Annotated in this window: 20 protein-coding genes; 14 read left to right on the top strand and 6 right to left on the bottom strand. The window is 62.9% G+C overall.

The genetic code is table 11. From position 1 onward, the window contains the following. Positions 1–2: 2 nt before the first annotated feature. Both MUK72_RS01240 and MUK72_RS01245 read left to right on the top strand, forming a co-directional pair. Positions 3–404 carry a Fic family protein gene (locus MUK72_RS01240; protein WP_244703004.1) on the top strand — a complete coding sequence of 134 codons (402 nt, stop codon included), beginning with the start codon at positions 3–5 and terminating at the stop codon, positions 402–404. Positions 405–406: 2 nt separating this feature from the next. Then, on the top strand, positions 407–550 hold the full coding sequence (locus MUK72_RS01245; RefSeq protein WP_244703006.1) for a hypothetical protein: 144 nt from the start codon (positions 407–409) through the stop codon (positions 548–550). 117 nt (positions 551–667) lie between these two features. Here MUK72_RS01245 and MUK72_RS01250 read toward each other — a convergent pair whose 3' ends face one another. Beyond that, entirely contained in the window at positions 668–1,951 is a 1,284-nt protein-coding gene (locus tag MUK72_RS01250) for an MFS transporter (RefSeq protein ID WP_244703008.1), read from the bottom strand. 218 nt (positions 1,952–2,169) lie between these two features. On the opposite strand from MUK72_RS01250, the gene truA reads away from it, so the two are divergent. Then, positions 2,170–2,970 carry a tRNA pseudouridine(38-40) synthase TruA gene (gene truA / locus MUK72_RS01255; RefSeq protein ID WP_244703015.1) on the top strand — a complete coding sequence of 267 codons (801 nt, stop codon included), beginning with the start codon at positions 2,170–2,172 and terminating at the stop codon, positions 2,968–2,970. A 6-nt stretch (positions 2,971–2,976) separates the two neighbouring features. Here the strand turns inward: truA and MUK72_RS01260 are convergent, their stop codons facing one another. Continuing rightward, positions 2,977–3,396 (bottom strand): zinc ribbon domain-containing protein, encoded by a 420-nt coding sequence (locus MUK72_RS01260; RefSeq protein ID WP_244703017.1) that lies wholly within the window; start codon positions 3,394–3,396, stop codon positions 2,977–2,979. A 99-nt stretch (positions 3,397–3,495) separates the two neighbouring features. Between MUK72_RS01260 and pepF the strand changes: the two genes are divergently transcribed. The 4 genes from pepF to MUK72_RS01280 all read left to right on the top strand — a co-directional run bounded on the left by pepF (position 3,496) and on the right by MUK72_RS01280 (position 7,520). After that, the gene (gene pepF, locus MUK72_RS01265) at positions 3,496–5,286 is read left to right on the top strand and encodes an oligoendopeptidase F (RefSeq protein ID WP_244703020.1); all 1,791 of its coding nucleotides are present in this window, start codon (positions 3,496–3,498) and stop codon (positions 5,284–5,286) included. Positions 5,287–5,339: 53 nt separating this feature from the next. Further along, positions 5,340–6,557, top strand: a complete 1,218-nt coding sequence (gene pan2, locus MUK72_RS01270; protein ID WP_244703022.1) for a proteasome-activating nucleotidase Pan2 — start codon at positions 5,340–5,342, stop codon at positions 6,555–6,557. 47 nt (positions 6,558–6,604) lie between these two features. Then, positions 6,605–7,075, top strand: a complete 471-nt coding sequence (locus tag MUK72_RS01275; RefSeq protein ID WP_244703024.1) for a pyruvoyl-dependent arginine decarboxylase — start codon at positions 6,605–6,607, stop codon at positions 7,073–7,075. Positions 7,076–7,175: 100 nt separating this feature from the next. Further along, entirely contained in the window at positions 7,176–7,520 is a 345-nt protein-coding gene (locus tag MUK72_RS01280; protein ID WP_004051910.1) for a DUF5811 family protein, read from the top strand. Between the two features lies 1 nt (position 7,521). Here MUK72_RS01280 and MUK72_RS01285 read toward each other — a convergent pair whose 3' ends face one another. Then, the gene (locus tag MUK72_RS01285; RefSeq protein WP_004051909.1) at positions 7,522–7,764 is read right to left on the bottom strand and encodes a DUF8015 family protein; all 243 of its coding nucleotides are present in this window, start codon (positions 7,762–7,764) and stop codon (positions 7,522–7,524) included. Positions 7,765–7,987: 223 nt separating this feature from the next. Between MUK72_RS01285 and MUK72_RS01290 the strand changes: the two genes are divergently transcribed. Further along, positions 7,988–9,190 (top strand): hypothetical protein, encoded by a 1,203-nt coding sequence (locus MUK72_RS01290; protein ID WP_244703026.1) that lies wholly within the window; start codon positions 7,988–7,990, stop codon positions 9,188–9,190. A 5-nt stretch (positions 9,191–9,195) separates the two neighbouring features. After that, complete coding sequence (locus MUK72_RS01295; RefSeq protein WP_244703028.1) at positions 9,196–10,104, top strand: hypothetical protein; 909 nt, start codon at positions 9,196–9,198, stop codon at positions 10,102–10,104. A 115-nt stretch (positions 10,105–10,219) separates the two neighbouring features. Here the strand turns inward: MUK72_RS01295 and infB are convergent, their stop codons facing one another. Beyond that, a complete protein-coding gene (infB, locus tag MUK72_RS01300) occupies positions 10,220–12,037 on the bottom strand; it encodes a translation initiation factor IF-2 (RefSeq protein WP_244705254.1) in 1,818 nt (605 codons plus the stop codon). A 252-nt stretch (positions 12,038–12,289) separates the two neighbouring features. Here infB and MUK72_RS01305 point away from each other — a divergent pair, with 252 nt between their 5' ends. Next, positions 12,290–12,532 carry a PRC-barrel domain-containing protein gene (locus MUK72_RS01305; protein ID WP_004051906.1) on the top strand — a complete coding sequence of 81 codons (243 nt, stop codon included), beginning with the start codon at positions 12,290–12,292 and terminating at the stop codon, positions 12,530–12,532. Continuing rightward, complete coding sequence (locus MUK72_RS01310) at positions 12,532–12,990, top strand: NOB1 family endonuclease (RefSeq protein WP_004051905.1); 459 nt, start codon at positions 12,532–12,534, stop codon at positions 12,988–12,990. The genes MUK72_RS01305 and MUK72_RS01310 overlap by 1 nt, the downstream gene beginning before the upstream one ends. On the opposite strand, the gene MUK72_RS01315 is transcribed toward MUK72_RS01310, so the two are convergent. Both MUK72_RS01315 and MUK72_RS01320 read right to left on the bottom strand, forming a co-directional pair. Continuing rightward, on the bottom strand, positions 12,991–13,782 hold the full coding sequence (locus MUK72_RS01315; RefSeq protein WP_244703030.1) for a CPBP family intramembrane glutamic endopeptidase: 792 nt from the start codon (positions 13,780–13,782) through the stop codon (positions 12,991–12,993). It abuts the gene before it with no gap. A gap of 52 nt (positions 13,783–13,834) precedes the next feature. After that, positions 13,835–15,118, bottom strand: coding sequence for a glucose-6-phosphate isomerase (locus MUK72_RS01320; RefSeq protein WP_244703032.1), 1,284 nt, complete (start codon positions 15,116–15,118; stop codon positions 13,835–13,837). A gap of 74 nt (positions 15,119–15,192) precedes the next feature. Here MUK72_RS01320 and MUK72_RS01325 point away from each other — a divergent pair, with 74 nt between their 5' ends. The 3 genes from MUK72_RS01325 to MUK72_RS01335 all read left to right on the top strand — a co-directional run bounded on the left by MUK72_RS01325 (position 15,193) and on the right by MUK72_RS01335 (position 17,791). Then, the gene (locus MUK72_RS01325; RefSeq protein WP_244703034.1) at positions 15,193–15,744 is read left to right on the top strand and encodes a DUF8056 family protein; all 552 of its coding nucleotides are present in this window, start codon (positions 15,193–15,195) and stop codon (positions 15,742–15,744) included. A 50-nt stretch (positions 15,745–15,794) separates the two neighbouring features. Further along, the gene (locus MUK72_RS01330; RefSeq protein ID WP_004051901.1) at positions 15,795–16,262 is read left to right on the top strand and encodes a DUF5812 family protein; all 468 of its coding nucleotides are present in this window, start codon (positions 15,795–15,797) and stop codon (positions 16,260–16,262) included. Positions 16,263–16,360: 98 nt separating this feature from the next. Next, entirely contained in the window at positions 16,361–17,791 is a 1,431-nt protein-coding gene (locus tag MUK72_RS01335; RefSeq protein WP_244703036.1) for a PGF-CTERM sorting domain-containing protein, read from the top strand. Positions 17,792–17,832 lie beyond the last annotated feature (41 nt).

The raw sequence follows: 17,832 nt of genomic DNA on the forward strand, positions 1-17,832 counted from the left end.
CGATGACGGACGATCTGCCGACACCGGGTGAAATCATCACCATACACGAACGGATCGATCAGCGATACGGTCTGAAATACGAAGGTATCCGTATCGCAGCACCCAGAGGGATGCTCAGACGCGAGGTCATCGAACCGGCTGCCGAGTACGACGATCCGTACCACCGGGCGGCGACATTGTTGTTCGGTATACAGAGTGCCCACGTCTTCGAGGACGCCAACAAACGGACGGCGTGGACCGCGACGATGGAATATCTGGAACGAACGGAGACCAGACCTGACTTTCAGCAGGACAAGGAGACGATCGAGCGCATCATTCGCCGTGCGGGTCTGTTCGAGATGGACGAACTCGCCGCGTGGTTCGAAACGGGCGAAATCGACGAATCACGCCTGCCGGAACACTAATCATGAAACGAAACGATACCACCGGCATGGCCGAATCGGAACACGAACCGGACGAGGACGGATTTCGCGAGCGAGTCGATCGAATCATCGAACGCGAGCGGCCGATTCTCGATCGACTCGCGGACGAACAGACCGACACCACATAGCGTCACACCCGTTCGACGGTATTTCGCTACGTTGGGGGAGAGCATCCGATCGTCGAATGCGCCATCTGTTTGCGTTTTTCGACGAGGATTTCGAGACGGCTGCCCGAGAGATCGACGTTAGTCCTGGGCCGTCGGTGCGGAGCCGACGGCATCGGGGTCAACGGCGACGGTCTCCTGGACCTGCGTGTAGACGAGCACGAGGCCGAGAGCGGCGAGCACTGCGCCGAAGACGAACGGGGCGGCGTAGCCAAAGCGCACCAAAAAGCCGGATGCGAGCGGTCCGATCGCGGTGCCGAGGCCGAACGACATCGTCAGCACCGACAGCTGCGTACCGGAGGAGCCCTTGCTCGCGAGATCGCCCGCGAGCGCGAGCGCCGGCGCGAACACGAGCGCGCCCGCGATCCCCTGTACGGCGCGGGCGACGATCATCTGCCACGGCGCGACGACGAACCCCTGCGCGAGTGTCGCGGGCACGAGCAGGACGAGCCCAATGAGGATGAACGGTTTACGGCCGTAGCGGTCGCTCGCGCTACCGATCGGTGCCTGGAAGAGCACCTGCATCAGGACGAACGCCGAGAACTCGATGCCGAACAGCTGTGCGCCCTGTCCGAGGCGGGCGTTGACCTGCGGTTCGATCGCCGAGAGCAGGGCGATGCCGACGGCCATGAACAGCGAGGCGACCCCGAGGGCGAACACCGGGTCGATCAGCCCGTCGGCATCGTGGTCGAACACCGCGATCGAGGTGTCCTCGTCGTCGGTCGAGCGCTCGATGTCGGGATCATCGACGAGCAGCGTGACGAGCACGAAGCTCACCACCGCCGAGACGGTCGCGATGTAGAAGGCCGCCTCGAAGCCCGTTATCGGGAGCCCGAGAAGGGAGTACGGACCACCGTTGATGACCGAGCCAGCGACGACGGGACCGGCCCCGAAGCCGAGCAGCCGGAAGGTGTTGAACGTGCCCATGTTCCCGCCACGGGTGTCGTCGTCGGCGAGTTCGTTGACCAGCGCGATCGTCGCGACGATCGTCAGCGACGCGCCGAGCCCCTGTGCCATCCGGATGACGAACAGCATCCAGTAGCTCGACGCCAGCGAGTAGGTGAAGTTCGCGACCGCGAGCAGTCCCAGCCCGGCGAGGACGAACACCTTTCGCTTGCCGAGTTTGTCCGACAGACGCCCAGCGAACGGCTGGAGCGCGCTGTTGAAGAAGCCAAACGCCGAGAGGATCAGCCCCGTGAGCAGCGAAACGCCGAGCCCGCCCGTCCCGCCCTCGATCGTGCCGCTGGCGATGTAGATCGGGAGGACGACGATGAGAAAGGAGTTGCCCACCGAGTCGGCCATCCGGGCGATCGCCAGCGCGAGCACCTCACGGTTGATACCGAGATACTTGTTGATCGTGCTCACAGTCGACCCGCGCGTTCGGACTGTGCCGCTCCGACGGACGACCGTCTCCGTTCGATGTGATGGATCGATTCGAAAACCATTCTCTGACTGCTTGGTTAGTCTCGCGCGCGTATGAACCCTTTGGCCAGCGATGAGTCGACGGGACGGCATTCCTCTGTCGATCCATCGATCAGCCGGATTCGACGGAGCGAAGGGTCGGCAGGGAGAAACAGGGCGTGATGCGTGCGTTCCGGCTCGCCTACGACGGCCGCCCGTTCTACGGCTTCCAGCGCCAGCCCACGGTGCCGACCGTCGAGGGGACGCTGTTCGATGCCCTCCGCGAGCTCGGCGTCCTCGACCCGGATGAACGAAAACCGTCGGGCTACGCCGCCGCGGGACGGACCGACAGGGGCGTCTCGGCGGTCGCCCAGACGATCGGCCTCGCGGCACCGGAGTGGCTCACGCCGCGGGCGCTCAACGGCGTGCTTCCGGGATCGATCCGCGCGTGGGCACACGCGAATACCGACTCGTTCCACGCGACCCACGACGCCGTTGCGCGCGAATACACCTACCAGCTCCACGCGCCGGCGGCCGACGACGAGCGGGCGCGCACAGTTATGAGACGACTCGCGGGCGAACACGATTTCTACAATCTCACGCCCGACGATCACAACACCGTCCGCACACTCGCCGGCGAGGTCGAGCGCGACGGAGATTTTCTGATCGTGACGCTCCGTGCGGGCGGTTTCTCACGCCAACTCGTCCGCCGTATCGTCACGCTCGTTCGGAACGTCGCGACCGGCGACGCGTCGCTCTCAATGGTCGATCGCGCGCTCTCGGACGAAGAACTCTCCGGGCCGGATGGCATCGCGGCCGCGCCGGCCGCGCCGCTCGTGCTCACCGGCGTCGACTATCCAGAACTTGATTTTCGAGTAGACAACGAAGCCGCCGCGAGCGCGCGAGAACTGTTCGAGAACGTCCGTACTGAGGCAGCGACGCGAGCACGCGTCGCCGGCGAGATCGAGCAACGGATCGAGTGAGGAGAGCTACTGGACGTCGTGGCGTGCGGGTTCGTCGGCTTCCGCCTCATCGAGGGTCGTCCCGCACCACTGGCAGAAGTCGAGATCGTCCTCGACGGGCCGGCCGCAGTCGGGACAGACCGCCATCTCCGTGCCGGCGCTCCGGACGCGGAGGAGGTAGTTGTTGACGACCGCGAGCCGGTAGGCATCGAGTACGCTGAGCAGCGAGACGGCGAGCAGCGGCGCGGCGTCGAGCCACGCGAACGACTGGCCGGAGACGAGCGCGTCGAGCGTCGCGTCGGGAACGAACACGCTCGAGAGCATCGTCACTCCGAGCCAGCCGAGCGCTCGGAGCCACCGCCGGAGGTAGAGGTGGCCGAACGCGGGCGCGATGGCCGAGAGCAACGCCGCGAGCCACGGCCGTTTCCGCGAACGGGTTTCTCCCATATATTGACTGAACAGTTATTCACGCTTGAGTCTTTCGTTCGTGGCGTTGCCGTCGCCGGTTCGGGAAGGTTTACCCCGTTCGGCCGCCGTGTTCTCGGCATGAGTTCGGTTCCCGAACGCAACGAGATCGACACCGAATACACCTGGGACCTGTCGAACCTCTACGCCACCGACGAGGACTGGGAGGCCGCCTACGAGAACGTCGAGGAGGGGATTTCGGCGCTCGAAGCCTACGAAGGACGGGCGACCGAGGACGGCGAAACCCTGCTGGCGACGCTCGAAACACGCGAGGAGCTGTTCAGGAACCTCTCGAACGTCGTCTCCTACGCACGGATGCGCCGCGACGAGGACACCACCGACCAGCAGTACCAGGCGCTCACCGCGCGGGCACAGTCGCTGGCGAGCGACGCGTCGAGCGCGGCGAGTTTCATCAACCCCGCGCTCCAGGACTGCACGCGCGAGGAGCTGGACGCGATGATCGAGGAGGAGCCGGGGCTCGAAACGTACGATCACTACTTCGACGACGTGTTGCGGATGAAGCCGCACACCCGCTCGGCGGAGATCGAGGCGCTGCTCGCGGATCTCGGCGAGGTGACGGGCGCGGCCAACGAGGTCTACGAAATGCTCACGAACGCGGACATGGAGTTCCCCACCGTCGAGGATCCCGACGGTGAGGCCGTCGAGATCTCGCTGAGCAACTTCACGAAGCTCCAGAAACGGCCCGACCGCGCCTTCCGGCAGGACGTCTACGAGCAGTTCTACGACGAGTGGGAGGACGTCAGAAACGCGGTCGGGGCCGCCCACCGCAACAGCGTCAAGGCCGACGTGAAACTCGCCGACGCCAGGGAGTACGACAGCGCACGAAAGGCCGGCCTCGACGGCGCGAACATCCCGGTGGAAGTCTACGACACGCTCGTCGACACCGTGCGGGACAATCTCGACGTTCTCAACCGCCACGCCGACCTCAAGCGCGAGCGCCTCGGCGTCGACGAACTGCGGATGTGGGACCTCTACATGCCGATGGTCGACTCCGAGAGCCCCGAAGTGCCCTACGAGGACGCCAAAGAGCACGTCACGGCCGCAGTCGCGCCACTCGGCGAGGAGTATCAGGAGCAGCTCGCGGCGGGCCTCGACTCCCGCTGGGTCGACGTCTACGAAAACCAGGGCAAGCAGTCGGGGGCGTACTCCGGCGGGACCTACGACTCGCAGCCCTACATCCTGATGAACTACCAGGACGACATCGCCTCGATGTACACGCTCGCCCACGAACTCGGCCACTCGCTGCACTCCGAACTGGCGAGCGAGGCCCAGCCCTACATCTACGGGGACTACGAGATCTTCGTCGCCGAGATCGCCTCGACGGTGAACGAGGCGCTGCTGACCCACCACCTGCTCGACACCGTCGAAGACGAATCCTTCCGCCGGCACGTGCTCAACGAGTATCTCGAACGGTTCCGCGCGACGCTCGTCCGCCAGACGATGTTCGCCGAGTTCGAGCAGCAAACCCACGAGCTCACCGCGGCGGGCGAGGCGCTCACGCCCGACCGCCTCGACGACATCTACGGCACGCTCAAGGGTGACTACTATCAGAATGCGGCGATCGACGACCGCATCGCCCGCGAGTGGATGCGAATTCCGCACTTCTACCGGCCGTTCTACGTCTACCAGTACGCGACGGGCATCTCGGCGGCGGTCGCACTCGCCGAGCGCATCCGTGAGGGTGACGAGGACGCCGCAGCATCCTACCGGGAGTTCCTCTCGGCCGGCTCGCACGGCTATCCGATCGAGCTGCTCCGCGAGACGGGCGTCGACATGACCGACGCGGATCCGATCGAAGCGGCGTTTGCGGCCTACGACGACGCGCTTTCGGAGTTCGAAGAGTTGGCATAAACACCCCGAACCCAAAACCACTTTTAACGAAGAGCCCCTATCGTGGGGTAAGAATGTCCCACAGTCCCTCCCTCCCGGACCGACCGCGCCTCGACATTGATCCGGAGTTGAGCGATGCCGAACGGCTCGACGCACTCGCCAAACACTTCGAGAGCGTCTCAAGCGTCCACGACGAGCTCGCCGACCGCCTCGACGAGGCTGAGGCCGAGCGTGAGGAGCTCTCCGAGGAAACCGAACAGCTCCAGCGCGAGAACGAGGCGCTCAAGACCTCCTCGCTGTACGTCGCCACCGTCGAGGAGTTCACCGACGAGGGAGCGATCGTCAGACAGCACGGCAACAACCAGGAGGTGCTGACGGAGGTCGCGCCCGGGATCGCCGACGATATCGAAAACGGCGATCGCGTCGCCGTCGACGATTCGTTCAGCATCCAGCGCCCGCTCGACAGCGAGACCGACGTGCGCGCGCAGGCGATGCAGATCGAGAACCGCCCGGCGGTCGGCTACGCCGATATTGGCGGGATCGATGACCAGATCCGAGAGGTCAGGGAAGCCGTCGAGATGCCGCTGGTCGATCCCGAGCGGTTCGACACCGTGGGCATCGAACCGCCGACCGGCGTCCTCCTCCACGGTCCGCCCGGCACGGGCAAGACGATGCTCGCCAAGGCCGTCGCCAACGAGACCGACGCAACCTTCATCAAGATGGCCGGTTCCGAGCTCGTTCGCAAGTTCATCGGCGAGGGCGCACGGCTCGTCCGCGATCTCTTCGAGCTGGCGAGCGAGCACGAACCAGCCGTGATCTTCATCGACGAGATCGACGCCGTCGCCTCCAAGCGCACCGACTCGAAGACCTCCGGCGACGCCGAGGTCCAGCGCACGATGATGCAGCTCCTCTCGGAGATGGACGGCTTCGAGGAGCGCGGCGACATCTCGATCATCGCCGCGACGAACCGCTTCGACATGCTTGACCGGGCAATTCTCCGTCCGGGACGGTTCGACCGTCTCATCGAGGTGCCGAAACCCGGGCCCGAGGGTCGCGAGAAGATCTTCGCCATCCACACGCGCGGGATGAACCTCGACGACGACGTCGAGTTCGACGAACTCGCCGAAATGGCCGACGAGTTCAGCGGCGCGGAGATCGAGAGCCTCACGACCGAGGCCGGCATGTTCGCCGTCCGCGACGACCGCAGCGAGGTGCGGATGAGCGACTTCGAGGACGCTCTGGCAAAGATCACCGAGGACGACACCGCCGCCGATCCGGTCGCCTTCCTCTGAGCGACGCGGATCGCAACGCTCACCGTTCGGTCGCTCCACCTTCCTGTATGCAGATCAGAATCGTCACCGGAACCGGCACCGGGCCGACGCCGATCGCGGCCTACGACGCCGCACTCGCCGCCGCCGGCGTCCACAACTACAACATCACCACCGTCTCGTCGGTGATCCCCGACGACAGCACGCTCGAAATCGTCGACAGCGCCCCGGATCTCGGACCGGTCGGCGAGCGCCTCACCGTCGTCGAGGCACGCGCCACGAGCGGGGTCGGCGAGAGCGGCGCGGCGGCCGGCCTCGGCTGGACGACGACCGAGAGCGATCGGGGACTGTTCTACGAGGCGACCGGCACCGATCCGGAGCGCGTCCGCGAGGGCGTGGCCGCAGGGCTTGACTCCGGACGCGCGCTCCGCGAGTGGACGTTCACCGACGAGCGCATCGTGACCGAACACGTCGAGGGGAACGACGGATCGTTCGCGACGGCGCTCGTGCTCGGGATCTACGGCGACAGCGAACCGATATAGCTCGGCCATCCGGCGATGTGGCAGCAGGTGTCGCGAACGGGAGTCTTTTCAGTACGTCGGCCCAACCGTCGCCGTCCTTCTCATGAACGATCGCACACCAATGGGACCGAACGTCAACACCGCGGACGTTGAGCTCTCGGTCGAGCAACGCCGGGCGCTCCAGGCCGGTCTCGACACCGTGGCCGCCCGCACCCGCGAGTATCTCCCCGACGAGTACGTCGTCGGCGCGCAGATCATCGCCGGGACGGACGGCCCGCAGGGGACGATCGCGGTCCAGCCACCGGTCGGCGCAGCCGTCAGCGCCGGCTTCACGCCCGATTTCGAGGAACTGAGCGACGGCATCGCCGAAGAGGACAGAACCGAAGTCGCGAGACAGCTCGCTGCCAGCGCCGCCCTCCAGGTGAAACAGGCGGTATCGGACGGCATCACACCGGTCGGTCGCTAACTTAGACGCAGCCGTTCGGCGGATCGTAAAACAGCGCGTAGCCGAGCATCCCGATCGCCGGCAGCGTGCCGATTGCGAGCGCGACGGGTAGCGACAGCGCCGAGACCACGCCGGTCGCCCAGCCAGCGAGCAGGAGCGCCGGCAGCGCGATGAGCAGGAGATCGGCCGGCGCGACCGTCGGCCGGCGCTCGCGAACGGTTTCGACGACCGAATCCTCCGAATCGGACTGGCCTGAACGGTTCATCGTACGCCGGCCAACGACCGCCGGGTAATTAAATATTATTACCGCGAGCGTGACCCGATTCATACTGTCGGTCGGAAATATAGTGGGCTGACTTGGTCCTCAGGCTGGATATCGTCACTTGCAGCTGATAGCATAGTTTCTTGTGTTAGCGTAATCTTATCCCCCTCATGAGTCTCCAATGAACCAAAGAAAGGCAACGATACGCCCGGATGTATTGGAGGGAATGGAGACTTCTGAAATCATAGACCATATCCTTCAGCATGTAGTTAAATCGAATGAAGAACTGCAGGAAGAGAAGTCCGAAATGCGGAAGAAGTCAACGGATTTGAAGATGTTTGTTTTGAAAAAAGAGGAATTTGGAATCGGATCCATTGAGACCACTTTGGAAAAGTTGGCAACTGAGGAGAGTACACACAAAAATACAGTTGAATTCATAAACAATCATGGATTTTCTGAGTCAATGCTTAACCCTAATGCATCATTACTAGAAATCCGAACTCCATCATATGAACGCACTGATAAGGCGACCTTCATAAGCAGTGGAGATTATGTGAGGGTCCTCTCTGTTGAGCGTCGACAGTGGACAAAGAAAACGATTGAGAGAGTTATAGATTATCTCCCAGGTCTCAGTCGATTATATCTCACTGCAAATGATATTTCGAGTATCGTAACCGGCCTAAATGAGATAACAAAAACGGACGTTTCCGGGTTTACTTCAAAGTATAACTCCTATAGAGACGATCGACGGATAAGTATCCAGTTTCATGGAGGTGGAACAGATGACATTGAACACGTGGAGGAAGAATTTGATGCAAAACCAACACGTGTTGAGTTTAAACAGAAAAATAGTCCAACAGATGCGGTGACAGGAGCCGTAACTCGTAACGCTCGTATCAATATACCCGGAATACGAGCCGGATCCGAGGAATTAGGTGCTGAAACAGTAAATTCAGTTGCTTCAAAATTCGAAGAAATAGATAAGAAACATTTCGACGTTCCCAATGCACCTGCCGCAAGGATGACTGATTCAGGGATGGTAATTGAGGGGTTCACTACATTAAACCTCTACGAGTCGGATACCAATCAGCGAGAGGTAATTACTGATGGTGGAGAATCAGAATCGGGAGGCGGGCAGTCAAACCATGCAGATGTCGAAAAAGCATTTGTTGAAGCACTAACGGAGGATATATTTGAGTCTAAGAGAAGGTATGATTTCACAGAGTGGAGGGAACACGAGGAATATCTACTCCTTGATAAAGAGCGCAATGAAATGTTTCAGGTCGGTATCAGTGACAGAGATTTAATTGTTAACGCCCGCCCTGGGACAACATCGGTAACACTCAAGGACTTTTGTAGAGTTATCCTTGAAGACTTCAAGACTACATACGATATTTCGAGTAGAACCGTTGACTTTTCAACCACATAATTCCAATGACTGAACAAGATCATTGGGAACGGCAAAGGCGTGAGATCGACTCATATAACCTATTTTACTCTTCATTCTCAGGAGTTAAACAGAATCGTAGTTTGATTGATCTAGGGTTCAAGGCTCCAAATAGATTCCCGAAAGTTCCGATTAGAGGTGTAGCAGAGGCTGCAGAACCAGATTTTATGTCGTTCAATGGCTCTACAGTCCTGTTGGCAGAGATTAAATCAGGAAGTAATTTACCAGACAGCTATATCCGGCAGATGGAACGGTGCGAGAAAATCACTATTGAGGATGCAGAAGAATATTTTGTAGATTCCAATTACTTCGATGATCGCGGATTTGCTCGTGGAGATATATCCAATGTCGAGGTTTGTATTGTGTTTGACAAAGATCGTTACGAGAATCGTGTTGATGCATATAACAGTGCAAAATTGGATGAAATGCAGTCATACTGTACGGTACTGTCACAATCTAGAGGGGGAGTACTACAGATAGAACGTGGTGGATTCGATAACGCAGAGCTAGAATCGTTGCTGAAGGGCGGTATCTCACTCCCATCATCACCCCCAACGACCGTGTTTCTTGGAGAAGAAGTTGAAAAAGAATCGTTGGCTGTTTCTATATGCTATGACAAAGTTATGCCAGACTTGAAACACGGATCCGTAGAGCTTTCCGTATCAGAGATCCGGGATTTTTACCCAAAAAGGTCTGTTAGTGTACAGGATATTATTGATGTGCTAACATTTTTGAACGGCATTAGCGCGTGTACCCAAATATCGGAGAGAAAATATAGATTCCGAGAGGACCACCAGAAGAACATATTTGGTGTAAAGAGTAGTGTTTCTAAGCAACAAGTAGACGAATACCTGCATGAAAACAATAAGAATCAGTCATCTATCGGTGATTTCTAATATCTAAAATCCGATATTTCAAATCGAATCAGCATAAACTCCAGCACCAAATCTGAGGGATGAGCCGTGGATTAGTCTCAATATATTATGCTATACGACATATAGACAATTTAATTCACTTCCCCCAGAAGGGGTCGCGCTGGCGCTGTTTGTCGAGATAGATGTGCAGCGCTTCGAGCTCGTCGGCCGGGATATCGTCGGTGAGCTCCTGTTCGAGCACCTTGGCATGCTTTTCGGGGATCTCCGACCAGAGTTCGTCGCCCTCCTCGATCTGGCGGCCGACCGTCGGCCCGTCGATCGCGACGCTGACGCGCTCGCCCGCGCGGGCCTGCTCGACGTCCTCACCCTGTTCCTGGATCCCCTTGACCTGCCCGCGGCGCTTGGGTTCGTTCCCCTCGAAATCGACGATGGTCGCGTTGCGCTTCAGCGTGCCCGTCATCACCTCGACGCCGACGACGGCGGGGTCGTTCTGCCGGAAGGTGTGATCGGGCAGCAGGCGAAAGCGGGCGGGCCGGGAGATGTTCTCCAGGATGGTATCCTGCTGGCTGCGCTCGCGCTCGGCGATGAACTCCTCGTACTCCTCGACGAGTCGGTAGATGACGTCGCTCTCGAAGATCCGGATGTCGCCCTCGTCGGCCTGTTGCTCGGCGTTGTCGAGCACGTCGACCGAAAAGGCGAGCACCGTCTCGTGGCGCTCCTCGTCGGCGGTGCTCGCGACCGTGACGTCGCGCGGCGCGACATCGCCGACCTCGGCGCGGACGATCGGGATCTCGGCCTCTTCGAGCGTGTTCGCGACCGCTTCCAAACTTCCCAGCGTGTCGGCCTTGACGACGACGCCCTCCTCCTCGGTGGTGACGCCGATGGCCGCCAGTTCCTCCTGGACTTCTTGGACGACCTCCTCGCGCGAGCGGTCGCGCACGACGCGAACGGGCGCGCCGGCCATCGCGTCGTCGAGATCGGGCGCGGCGATCTTGAGACCGGCCGCCGCGCTCACCGCATCGACCTGCTCGAACCGCTTTTCGGTGCGGATCTCGGCGAGCGGGCGGGGTTGGAGCAGCGCGCGCACGTCGGTCACGATCGGCTCGCCCGTCGATCCCACGACGACCGTGTCGTCGGCGCGCACAGTTCCATCGTAGAGCACCACGTCGATCGCCGTACCGAACCCCTTCTGGTCTTTGACCTCCAGGACCGTGCCCGCACCCGGCCCCTCGACGTCGATGGCCATCGCGTCCTTGAGATAGCGCTGTGAGAGCCCCATCAGCACGGTCAGCACGTCGGGCACTCCCTCGCCGGTCTCGGCGCTCGTCGGCACGACGCCGACGTTGTTGGCGAAGTTCTGGACGCGCCAGTACATGTCCGCCGAGAAATCGTGGTCGGCAAGTTCGCCGATGAGTTCGTAGAGGCGCTCGTCGAGCGTCTCGCGCGCGCGATCGGACTGGGCGTCGTAGCTCTCCTGGATGGGCACGTCGCCCTGGGGATTCCAGCCCGGCACGGTGTCGATCTTGTTCGCCGCCACGACGAACGGCGTCTCGGTGCGCTGGAGGATGTCGATCGCCTCGATCGTCTGTGGCTGGAAGCCGTCGTTGACGTCCACCACGAGCACGGCGATATCGGCGAGCGCACCCCCACGAGAGCGCAGCGTCGAGAAGGAGTGGTGACCGGGCGTGTCGATAAAGAGGAGGCCAGGGAGGTCGAAATCGGTCGGATCGACGAGACTGCCCGCGAGCTCCGAGACCGTTTCGAGCGGGACGGCGGTCGCGCCGATGTGTTGGGTTATCGCCCCCGCCTCGCCCTCCGTGACCGTCGAGCCACGGATCCGGTCCAATAAGGTCGTCTTGCCGTGGTCGACGTGACCGAGAACGGCGACGATGGGGGTCCGAAGCGTTGCTACTGCGTCGCCGTCCGTCTCCGCGTCAGTATGTGTCTCCGACATGGCGTTCACCCGAGAAAGTCGTTGTTCGTTCGAGTCGGTCACGGCAGTTAAGCGCGTCGTCACACCCGCGCGGGCGAGAAACGAGAACTGCACCTTCTGCATGCGAAGTGGCTCTCGCACTGCGGCACGATCGGTGGCGTTCGTGGGGACCGACACACGCCAGCACGAAAACGATATCGTCGGGCGCTCCGCGCGCGGGAATGCTCTCGGGCCTCCGTGGTGTTTATAATGGGCGGCCACGGTAGGGCGGGTATGCCGGACGTACTCGCACGGAAGCTCATCGACAAGGCCGTCATCGGCTCCGACGGTACCGAACTGGGCACGCTCTCGACGCTGACGATGGACCCCGACACGGGGCGACTGGGCGATCTGCTCATCACGCCGCGGAGCGAAACCACCGAACAGATCGACCTCGAACGCGACGAGGACGGGAGATACGCCGTCGACATCGGCCGCGTGCAGGCGGTCAAAGACCACATCGTCGTCGACCGCTAATGGAGATCCTCGACGCCTCGGCGTTTATCAACGAGTACGACGCCGGCGACGACATCGCGACCGTGCCCGCCGTCGGTGCCGAACTCGACGGCGAGAGTTCCTATCGCTACGACGCGCTCGAAGGGGCTGGTATGTACATCCACGTGCCCGAAGAGGCCGTCATCGGGCGCATCGAACGCGCCGCGAGCGAGAGCGGCGACAAGGAGGAACTCTCGGAGACGGACATCGAGCTGCTGGCGGCCGCCTTCGAACTCGATGCGAAACTGGTGACCGACGACTACGCCATGCAGAACGTCGCCGAGCGACTCGACATCTACGTCGAGTTCATCGCTCGCGACGGGATCACCGAACAGCGCGACTGGGACTTCCAGTGTCAGGGCTGTGGCCGCGTGTTCGACGAGAACAAGGATCGCTGTCCGATCTGCGGCAGCGACCTCACCCGGAAGAACCCCTCGTAGTTACGGGGAGAGAAAGCCCAAACCGCTCGTCTCGACGAGATAGAGCTGGGCGAACAGGAGAGCGTTGTAGCCGCCATGGACGATGATCGGCACGAGGAGGTTGTCGGTATATTCGTAGAGCGTGCCGAGCACGAGTCCGAGGACGAACGTCGAGACGACGTAGCCCCAGACCCCGGCCGCGCCGCTCGCCGCGACCAGCGCCGTGACGTGAGCCAGCCCGAAGAGAGCGCTCGATCCGACGACCGCGCCGGCGGGCGAAAACACCCGTCGGAGCACGCCCTGGACGCCGCCGCGGAACAGCGTCTCCTCGCCCGGCCCGGTCGCGACGAACGAAAGGACGACCAGCGACAGCGCGAGCAGCGGCTGTGCCCTCGCAGCGCTCTCGATGCGGTTCGTTCCCGGCGCGAACCCGAACTGATCGAGGACGAGGCTGACCCCCTGTGCCGCAAGTAGGAGAACGACGAACCCGACGACGACCCAACCGATATCCCGAAGGGTTCGACGTGGGCGCGACAGCGACGGCCACCGGATATCGAGCAGTCGAGGGCTGTCACTATAACGCATGTAGCCGAGGATGAACGAAACGAACGCCGCTCCCTGGAGGAGCGTCGTGAGAGTGTAACTGACGGCACCCTCGATCGGAAGATCGAGAGCCAGCAGACCCAGCGTTAGCGGAACGGCGAGAAGCTGTGCGAAGAGAAAACCGCCGGCGGCGAGCCCGAGCGCGACCGAGACGGCGAGCAGGTAATCGCGCCAGTCGTTCCCGCCGGCAGCGGCGTGTTCGGATGCCATCGCGTGCGAGCACTCGTCGCCGATTCGACATACGTCCTCCGCTTTTCGAGCGTTAGTCGACGACGAGGCGGGTCTTCTCGGCGACGGATTCGCTTTCGTCGTTTCCCTCGCCGATCAGCCCGCGGGCCGCGCGCTTGCCCCACTCGACGGCGGGCTGGGTGAACGTCTCGATGCCGTAGAGTTCGCCGGCGAGCACGCAGGCGGCCTCCATCGTGTAGAGCAGTTCGCCGATCCCGGCCTCGTCAACTCGGTCGAGTTCGATCCGCACCGAGGGACGGCCGGCCTCGGCGAGGCTCGCCTCGGTGGCGTCGAACTCCGCATCCAGGAGCTCGCCGAGTCCCGTGTCGGACAGATAGGCGAGGTCGTCGTGGTCGGTCTCCGGGACCCGGAGATCGGGGCGCTCGCGCGGGCGAACGAGTGTGACGAGCGTGTTTCGGGGACCCGCCCGGTAGCGCTGGAGCTGCGAGTGCTGGTCGGTCGCGCCGAGCGCCCTAGTGGGGAGCTGGCCGAGACCGTCCTTGCCGAGACTCTCGGACCACAACTGTGCGAACCACTCGGCGAACGATTCGAGCGATTCGGCGTAGGGCATCATCGCGTTGATCGCCGCCCCGCGCATGTCGAGCGCGTACGCCACGGCTCCATAGGCGTAGGCTGGCGTCTCGAACAGGGATGGCGAGCAGTCCGCCGCACGCTTCCCGCCGTCGAGGATCGCCCCGATGTCGTGGCCACGGATGGCCGCCGGAGCGAGACCCACGGACGAAAGCGCCGAAAACCGGCCCGGGACGCCGTCGGGAACCGCGAGCGCGGGCAGGTCGTGACGATCGGCCAGCTCGCGCAGCGGGCCGGAGTCGCCCGTGACCGTCACCACTCGCTCGGTCCAATCGACGCCCGCTTCGGTGAACGCCTCGCGCACCACGAGGAAGTTCGCCAGCGTCTCGGCGGTGGTGCCCGATCGCGAGACAACCGTCACGGCCGTCTCGGACAGCGGGAGCAGAGAGAGCACTTCCGAGACGTGGTCGGGATCGACGTTGTCGAGCGTCAGGATCCGCGAGTCGCCGAGCGCCTCGGCGATGGTCGCCGCGCCGAGCGCGCTCCCGCCGATGCCGACGACGAGGACGTACGCTGCATCATTCACCGGTGCGACCGTCTCCGTGATCTCGTCGGGATCGGTCGTTTCGGGCAGGTTCAGCGCGGCGTAGCCGAACTCGTCGTCGCGTCGTCCGCGCTCGATGCGCTCGTGGGCGCGCGCCACCCGCTCGTCGAGGCGATCGAGTGCCTCGCGGGAGACGCCCGGCGAGGCCTCGCTGGCGAGCGCGTTGCCGATGTCGATTTTCATACCGGCCGTGACAGGGCCGTCCCCAAATCGTTGCCGACCGCGGCGTTTAATCGCCCGCCGCCCGGATCCGACGCATGGCCGAGGCGAACGTCGAGGAACCGGGTGGGGCGAGCGAACCGGACGAGGAGGCCTACTCGGGGCTGTTCGGCGCGATCCCGTACGCGTTCGGATCGAGCCGGTCGTGGCTGTTCAAGTCCTACGTCGTCATCGGTGGGCTCGTGGCGCTGCTCGTGGCAATCTTGATGACGCTCTCGCTCGTCACGCTCGTCTCGCGGACGGCGACCGCCGGTGGCGGATCGCTGACGCTCTCGCGGGCGTTTTTCGTGCTCGTCGGGCTGTTCATCGTCGGCCCGCTGCTCGCACCGATTCTGTTCGTCGCGCGCCGCCATCGCCGCGTCGGCGACAAGAAGCGCTACGACACGAGCCTCGCAGTCGCAGGCTACCTGTTCTTCGTCGCGCTCTACATCGGACTGGTGATCACGATCCCGGCCGGCGAACGAGAGGCTGTCGGTGGTTCGCTCGCGGGCGTCGTCGAGTTCCTCTACGCGCTGCCACAGCTCTGGGGACTGGTCCCGCCGGTCTGTGCGGCCGTCGGTATCTATCTGGTCCATCGGCTCATGCGGTGAACGCCGCCCCGAACTGAAAGGGTCAATCGGATCGCGCCCGAACGGCAGATATGACGACCGAGAGCACGTTTCTCGTCACGCACGCCGACGACGAGTCGGCGGTGTTGCACGATACGGCCGACGGACAGATCCACACGCTCGCGGAAAACCCCGGTCTCGATGCGGACGACGCAATCGAGGGAACGATCGCGCCCGCGGGGCCGATGGAACTCGCGTGGGAACTCGTCGAGATGGATGCACGGCGCTCGCTTGCGACCGAACACAGCGAGGAGCCACCGACGAGTCAGGAGCACGAACTTGCGGATGCACAGGAAGAGGGAGAGCTGACGACCCGCGAGCGCGCCGGCATCGGCGAAATTCACGTGCTCACGGTGCCCGCGGAGCGTGTCCAAGAGGCCGTCGACGACGTTCTCGACGACGAGGCGACGCTCGTGCGCGCGGCCCGATTCGGCGTGAATCGGGTCGAAGTCCGTTCCGATGCCGAGGCGGGTGTCGTAGCGGTTCGATATCTCCCCTGAGCAGGAGAGGAAGGGGGGGGAGGGAGTGGAGAGAGAAGAGGGGAGGAGGGATTCCAGCAACAGAAAGCTTATTCCACGGTGTGGGATATCGAAAGGTAATGAGCCGACGAGGGACGCTGGCGTGGCTGCTCGTCGCAGTGGTCTGTCTGTCCGCGCTGGGTGCGTTCTCGGCGACGGTCGCGGGCCAGAGCGCCACGGTGAACGAGACCGGACCGAACGACGAGCGGGCGGACGCGATGGAGCTCCCCGAGCGGACGTTCGTCGAAGCCGATACGAAGGACACCGACGACGACTGGTACAAATTCGAGGCGAACGCCGGCGAGGCGATCAGGGTGACCGGTGGCTTCGGAGCCGAATACCCGACCGTCACGCTGCACGGACCGAACGGCGAGCTCGGCACCGGGACGTCGGGCGGCACCGAGGACGCCGCCATCATCGGTGCCGTCGCCCCCGAGGACGGGACGTACTACCTCGAAGTCACCCACGACACCGGGTACGAGGCGCGCTACTCGGTTGCGGTCGCGACCGCCGCACAGGACGAGTTCGAGCGCGGCGAGCAGGGAGCAACGGTCGTCGAACCGGGAAAGACGTACAACGCGACGCTGTTCGAGCAGCGCGAGGACGTCTTCGCGGTCGAGGCGAGCGCGGGCGAGACGATCACCACGACCGCGCGGATAACCGATCCCGGGGCCGAGTACGGCCAGAACGTCGCCGTCTCCCTCTTCGATGGCGACGGCAACCGCCTCGATCCCACGAGCGGGCGCAATCACACGAACACCTTTGCCACCGAAACGACCTCGGAACAGCAGTTCACCGTTCCGGAATCCGGAACGTACTACGTCCACGTCGCGTCGGCACGCTCCGTCGTCGGTGTCACCGGCTTCACCGGCTACGAGCTGACCGTCGACACGAGCGGCGGGTCGAGCGACGGACCGTCCGAGGCCGACGCACTGACCATCGTCGGCGGCAGCCCGGAGGACAAGGTAAGCTACCGGATCGGCTACGAAGGAAACATCGAACGCAGCGGCGAGAGCCACGGTGCGCCGATCGCGGACAGACACGTCACCGTCGATCCGGACGTCGACGAGATCGGTGATGCACGCGTTGACGGACGGCTCGGCGGCGGTGGCGACGCCTATCTCGTGACGGGCGAGATCACAGGTCTCGAAATCGACGGCGACGCGGAGATCTATCTCGATGGCGAGCAGGTCGATCCGGAACGGTTCGGTGGCGTCGCCGACGAACGAACACCGACGCAGACCGCGACGCCCACACCAACCGCGACGGCGACGCCGACAGCAACCCCGATGACAACGCCAGCCGCCGAGACGGCAACGCCATCGGCGAACGTGACGACGACAACGGGTACAACCGACGAGCAGACGACGAACGCGACCAGCAAAGGGGAGATACTCGGCGGGGCCGAGACCGACACGGAAACGACGAGTTCGGGCGGTCCCGGCTTCGGCCTCGCCATCGCGGTCGTCGGGCTGCTCGTGGCCGGGCTGGTCGCGACGCGGCGCGAGTGATCGGACGGAAACATACAAACGTTTATTCGCGGGCCTTCCGG

This window comes from Halococcus dombrowskii, assembly GCF_022870485.1.
GTDB classification, from domain to species: Archaea; Halobacteriota; Halobacteria; order Halobacteriales; family Halococcaceae; genus Halococcus; species Halococcus morrhuae.

Excerpts from the sequence above, each read along its gene's own strand:
- infB (WP_244705254.1), bottom strand. The coding sequence starts at position 12,037 with ATGTCGGAGACACATACTGACGCGGAGACGGACGGCGACGCAGTAGCA.
- truA (WP_244703015.1), top strand. The coding sequence starts at position 2,170 with ATGCGTGCGTTCCGGCTCGCCTACGACGGCCGCCCGTTCTACGGCTTC.
- MUK72_RS01310 (WP_004051905.1), top strand. The coding sequence starts at position 12,532 with ATGGAGATCCTCGACGCCTCGGCGTTTATCAACGAGTACGACGCCGGC.
- MUK72_RS01305 (WP_004051906.1), top strand. The coding sequence starts at position 12,290 with ATGCCGGACGTACTCGCACGGAAGCTCATCGACAAGGCCGTCATCGGC.
- MUK72_RS01290 (WP_244703026.1), top strand. The coding sequence starts at position 7,988 with ATGGAGACTTCTGAAATCATAGACCATATCCTTCAGCATGTAGTTAAA.
- MUK72_RS01280 (WP_004051910.1), top strand. The coding sequence starts at position 7,176 with ATGGGACCGAACGTCAACACCGCGGACGTTGAGCTCTCGGTCGAGCAA.
- pepF (WP_244703020.1), top strand. The coding sequence starts at position 3,496 with ATGAGTTCGGTTCCCGAACGCAACGAGATCGACACCGAATACACCTGG.
- MUK72_RS01295 (WP_244703028.1), top strand. The coding sequence starts at position 9,196 with ATGACTGAACAAGATCATTGGGAACGGCAAAGGCGTGAGATCGACTCA.
- MUK72_RS01285 (WP_004051909.1), bottom strand. The coding sequence starts at position 7,764 with ATGAACCGTTCAGGCCAGTCCGATTCGGAGGATTCGGTCGTCGAAACC.
- MUK72_RS01240 (WP_244703004.1), top strand. The coding sequence starts at position 3 with ATGACGGACGATCTGCCGACACCGGGTGAAATCATCACCATACACGAA.
- MUK72_RS01330 (WP_004051901.1), top strand. The coding sequence starts at position 15,795 with ATGACGACCGAGAGCACGTTTCTCGTCACGCACGCCGACGACGAGTCG.
- MUK72_RS01275 (WP_244703024.1), top strand. The coding sequence starts at position 6,605 with ATGCAGATCAGAATCGTCACCGGAACCGGCACCGGGCCGACGCCGATC.
- MUK72_RS01335 (WP_244703036.1), top strand. The coding sequence starts at position 16,361 with ATGAGCCGACGAGGGACGCTGGCGTGGCTGCTCGTCGCAGTGGTCTGT.
- MUK72_RS01325 (WP_244703034.1), top strand. The coding sequence starts at position 15,193 with ATGGCCGAGGCGAACGTCGAGGAACCGGGTGGGGCGAGCGAACCGGAC.
- pan2 (WP_244703022.1), top strand. The coding sequence starts at position 5,340 with ATGTCCCACAGTCCCTCCCTCCCGGACCGACCGCGCCTCGACATTGAT.
- MUK72_RS01315 (WP_244703030.1), bottom strand. The coding sequence starts at position 13,782 with ATGGCATCCGAACACGCCGCTGCCGGCGGGAACGACTGGCGCGATTAC.
- MUK72_RS01320 (WP_244703032.1), bottom strand. The coding sequence starts at position 15,118 with ATGAAAATCGACATCGGCAACGCGCTCGCCAGCGAGGCCTCGCCGGGC.
- MUK72_RS01260 (WP_244703017.1), bottom strand. The coding sequence starts at position 3,396 with ATGGGAGAAACCCGTTCGCGGAAACGGCCGTGGCTCGCGGCGTTGCTC.
- MUK72_RS01245 (WP_244703006.1), top strand. The coding sequence starts at position 407 with ATGAAACGAAACGATACCACCGGCATGGCCGAATCGGAACACGAACCG.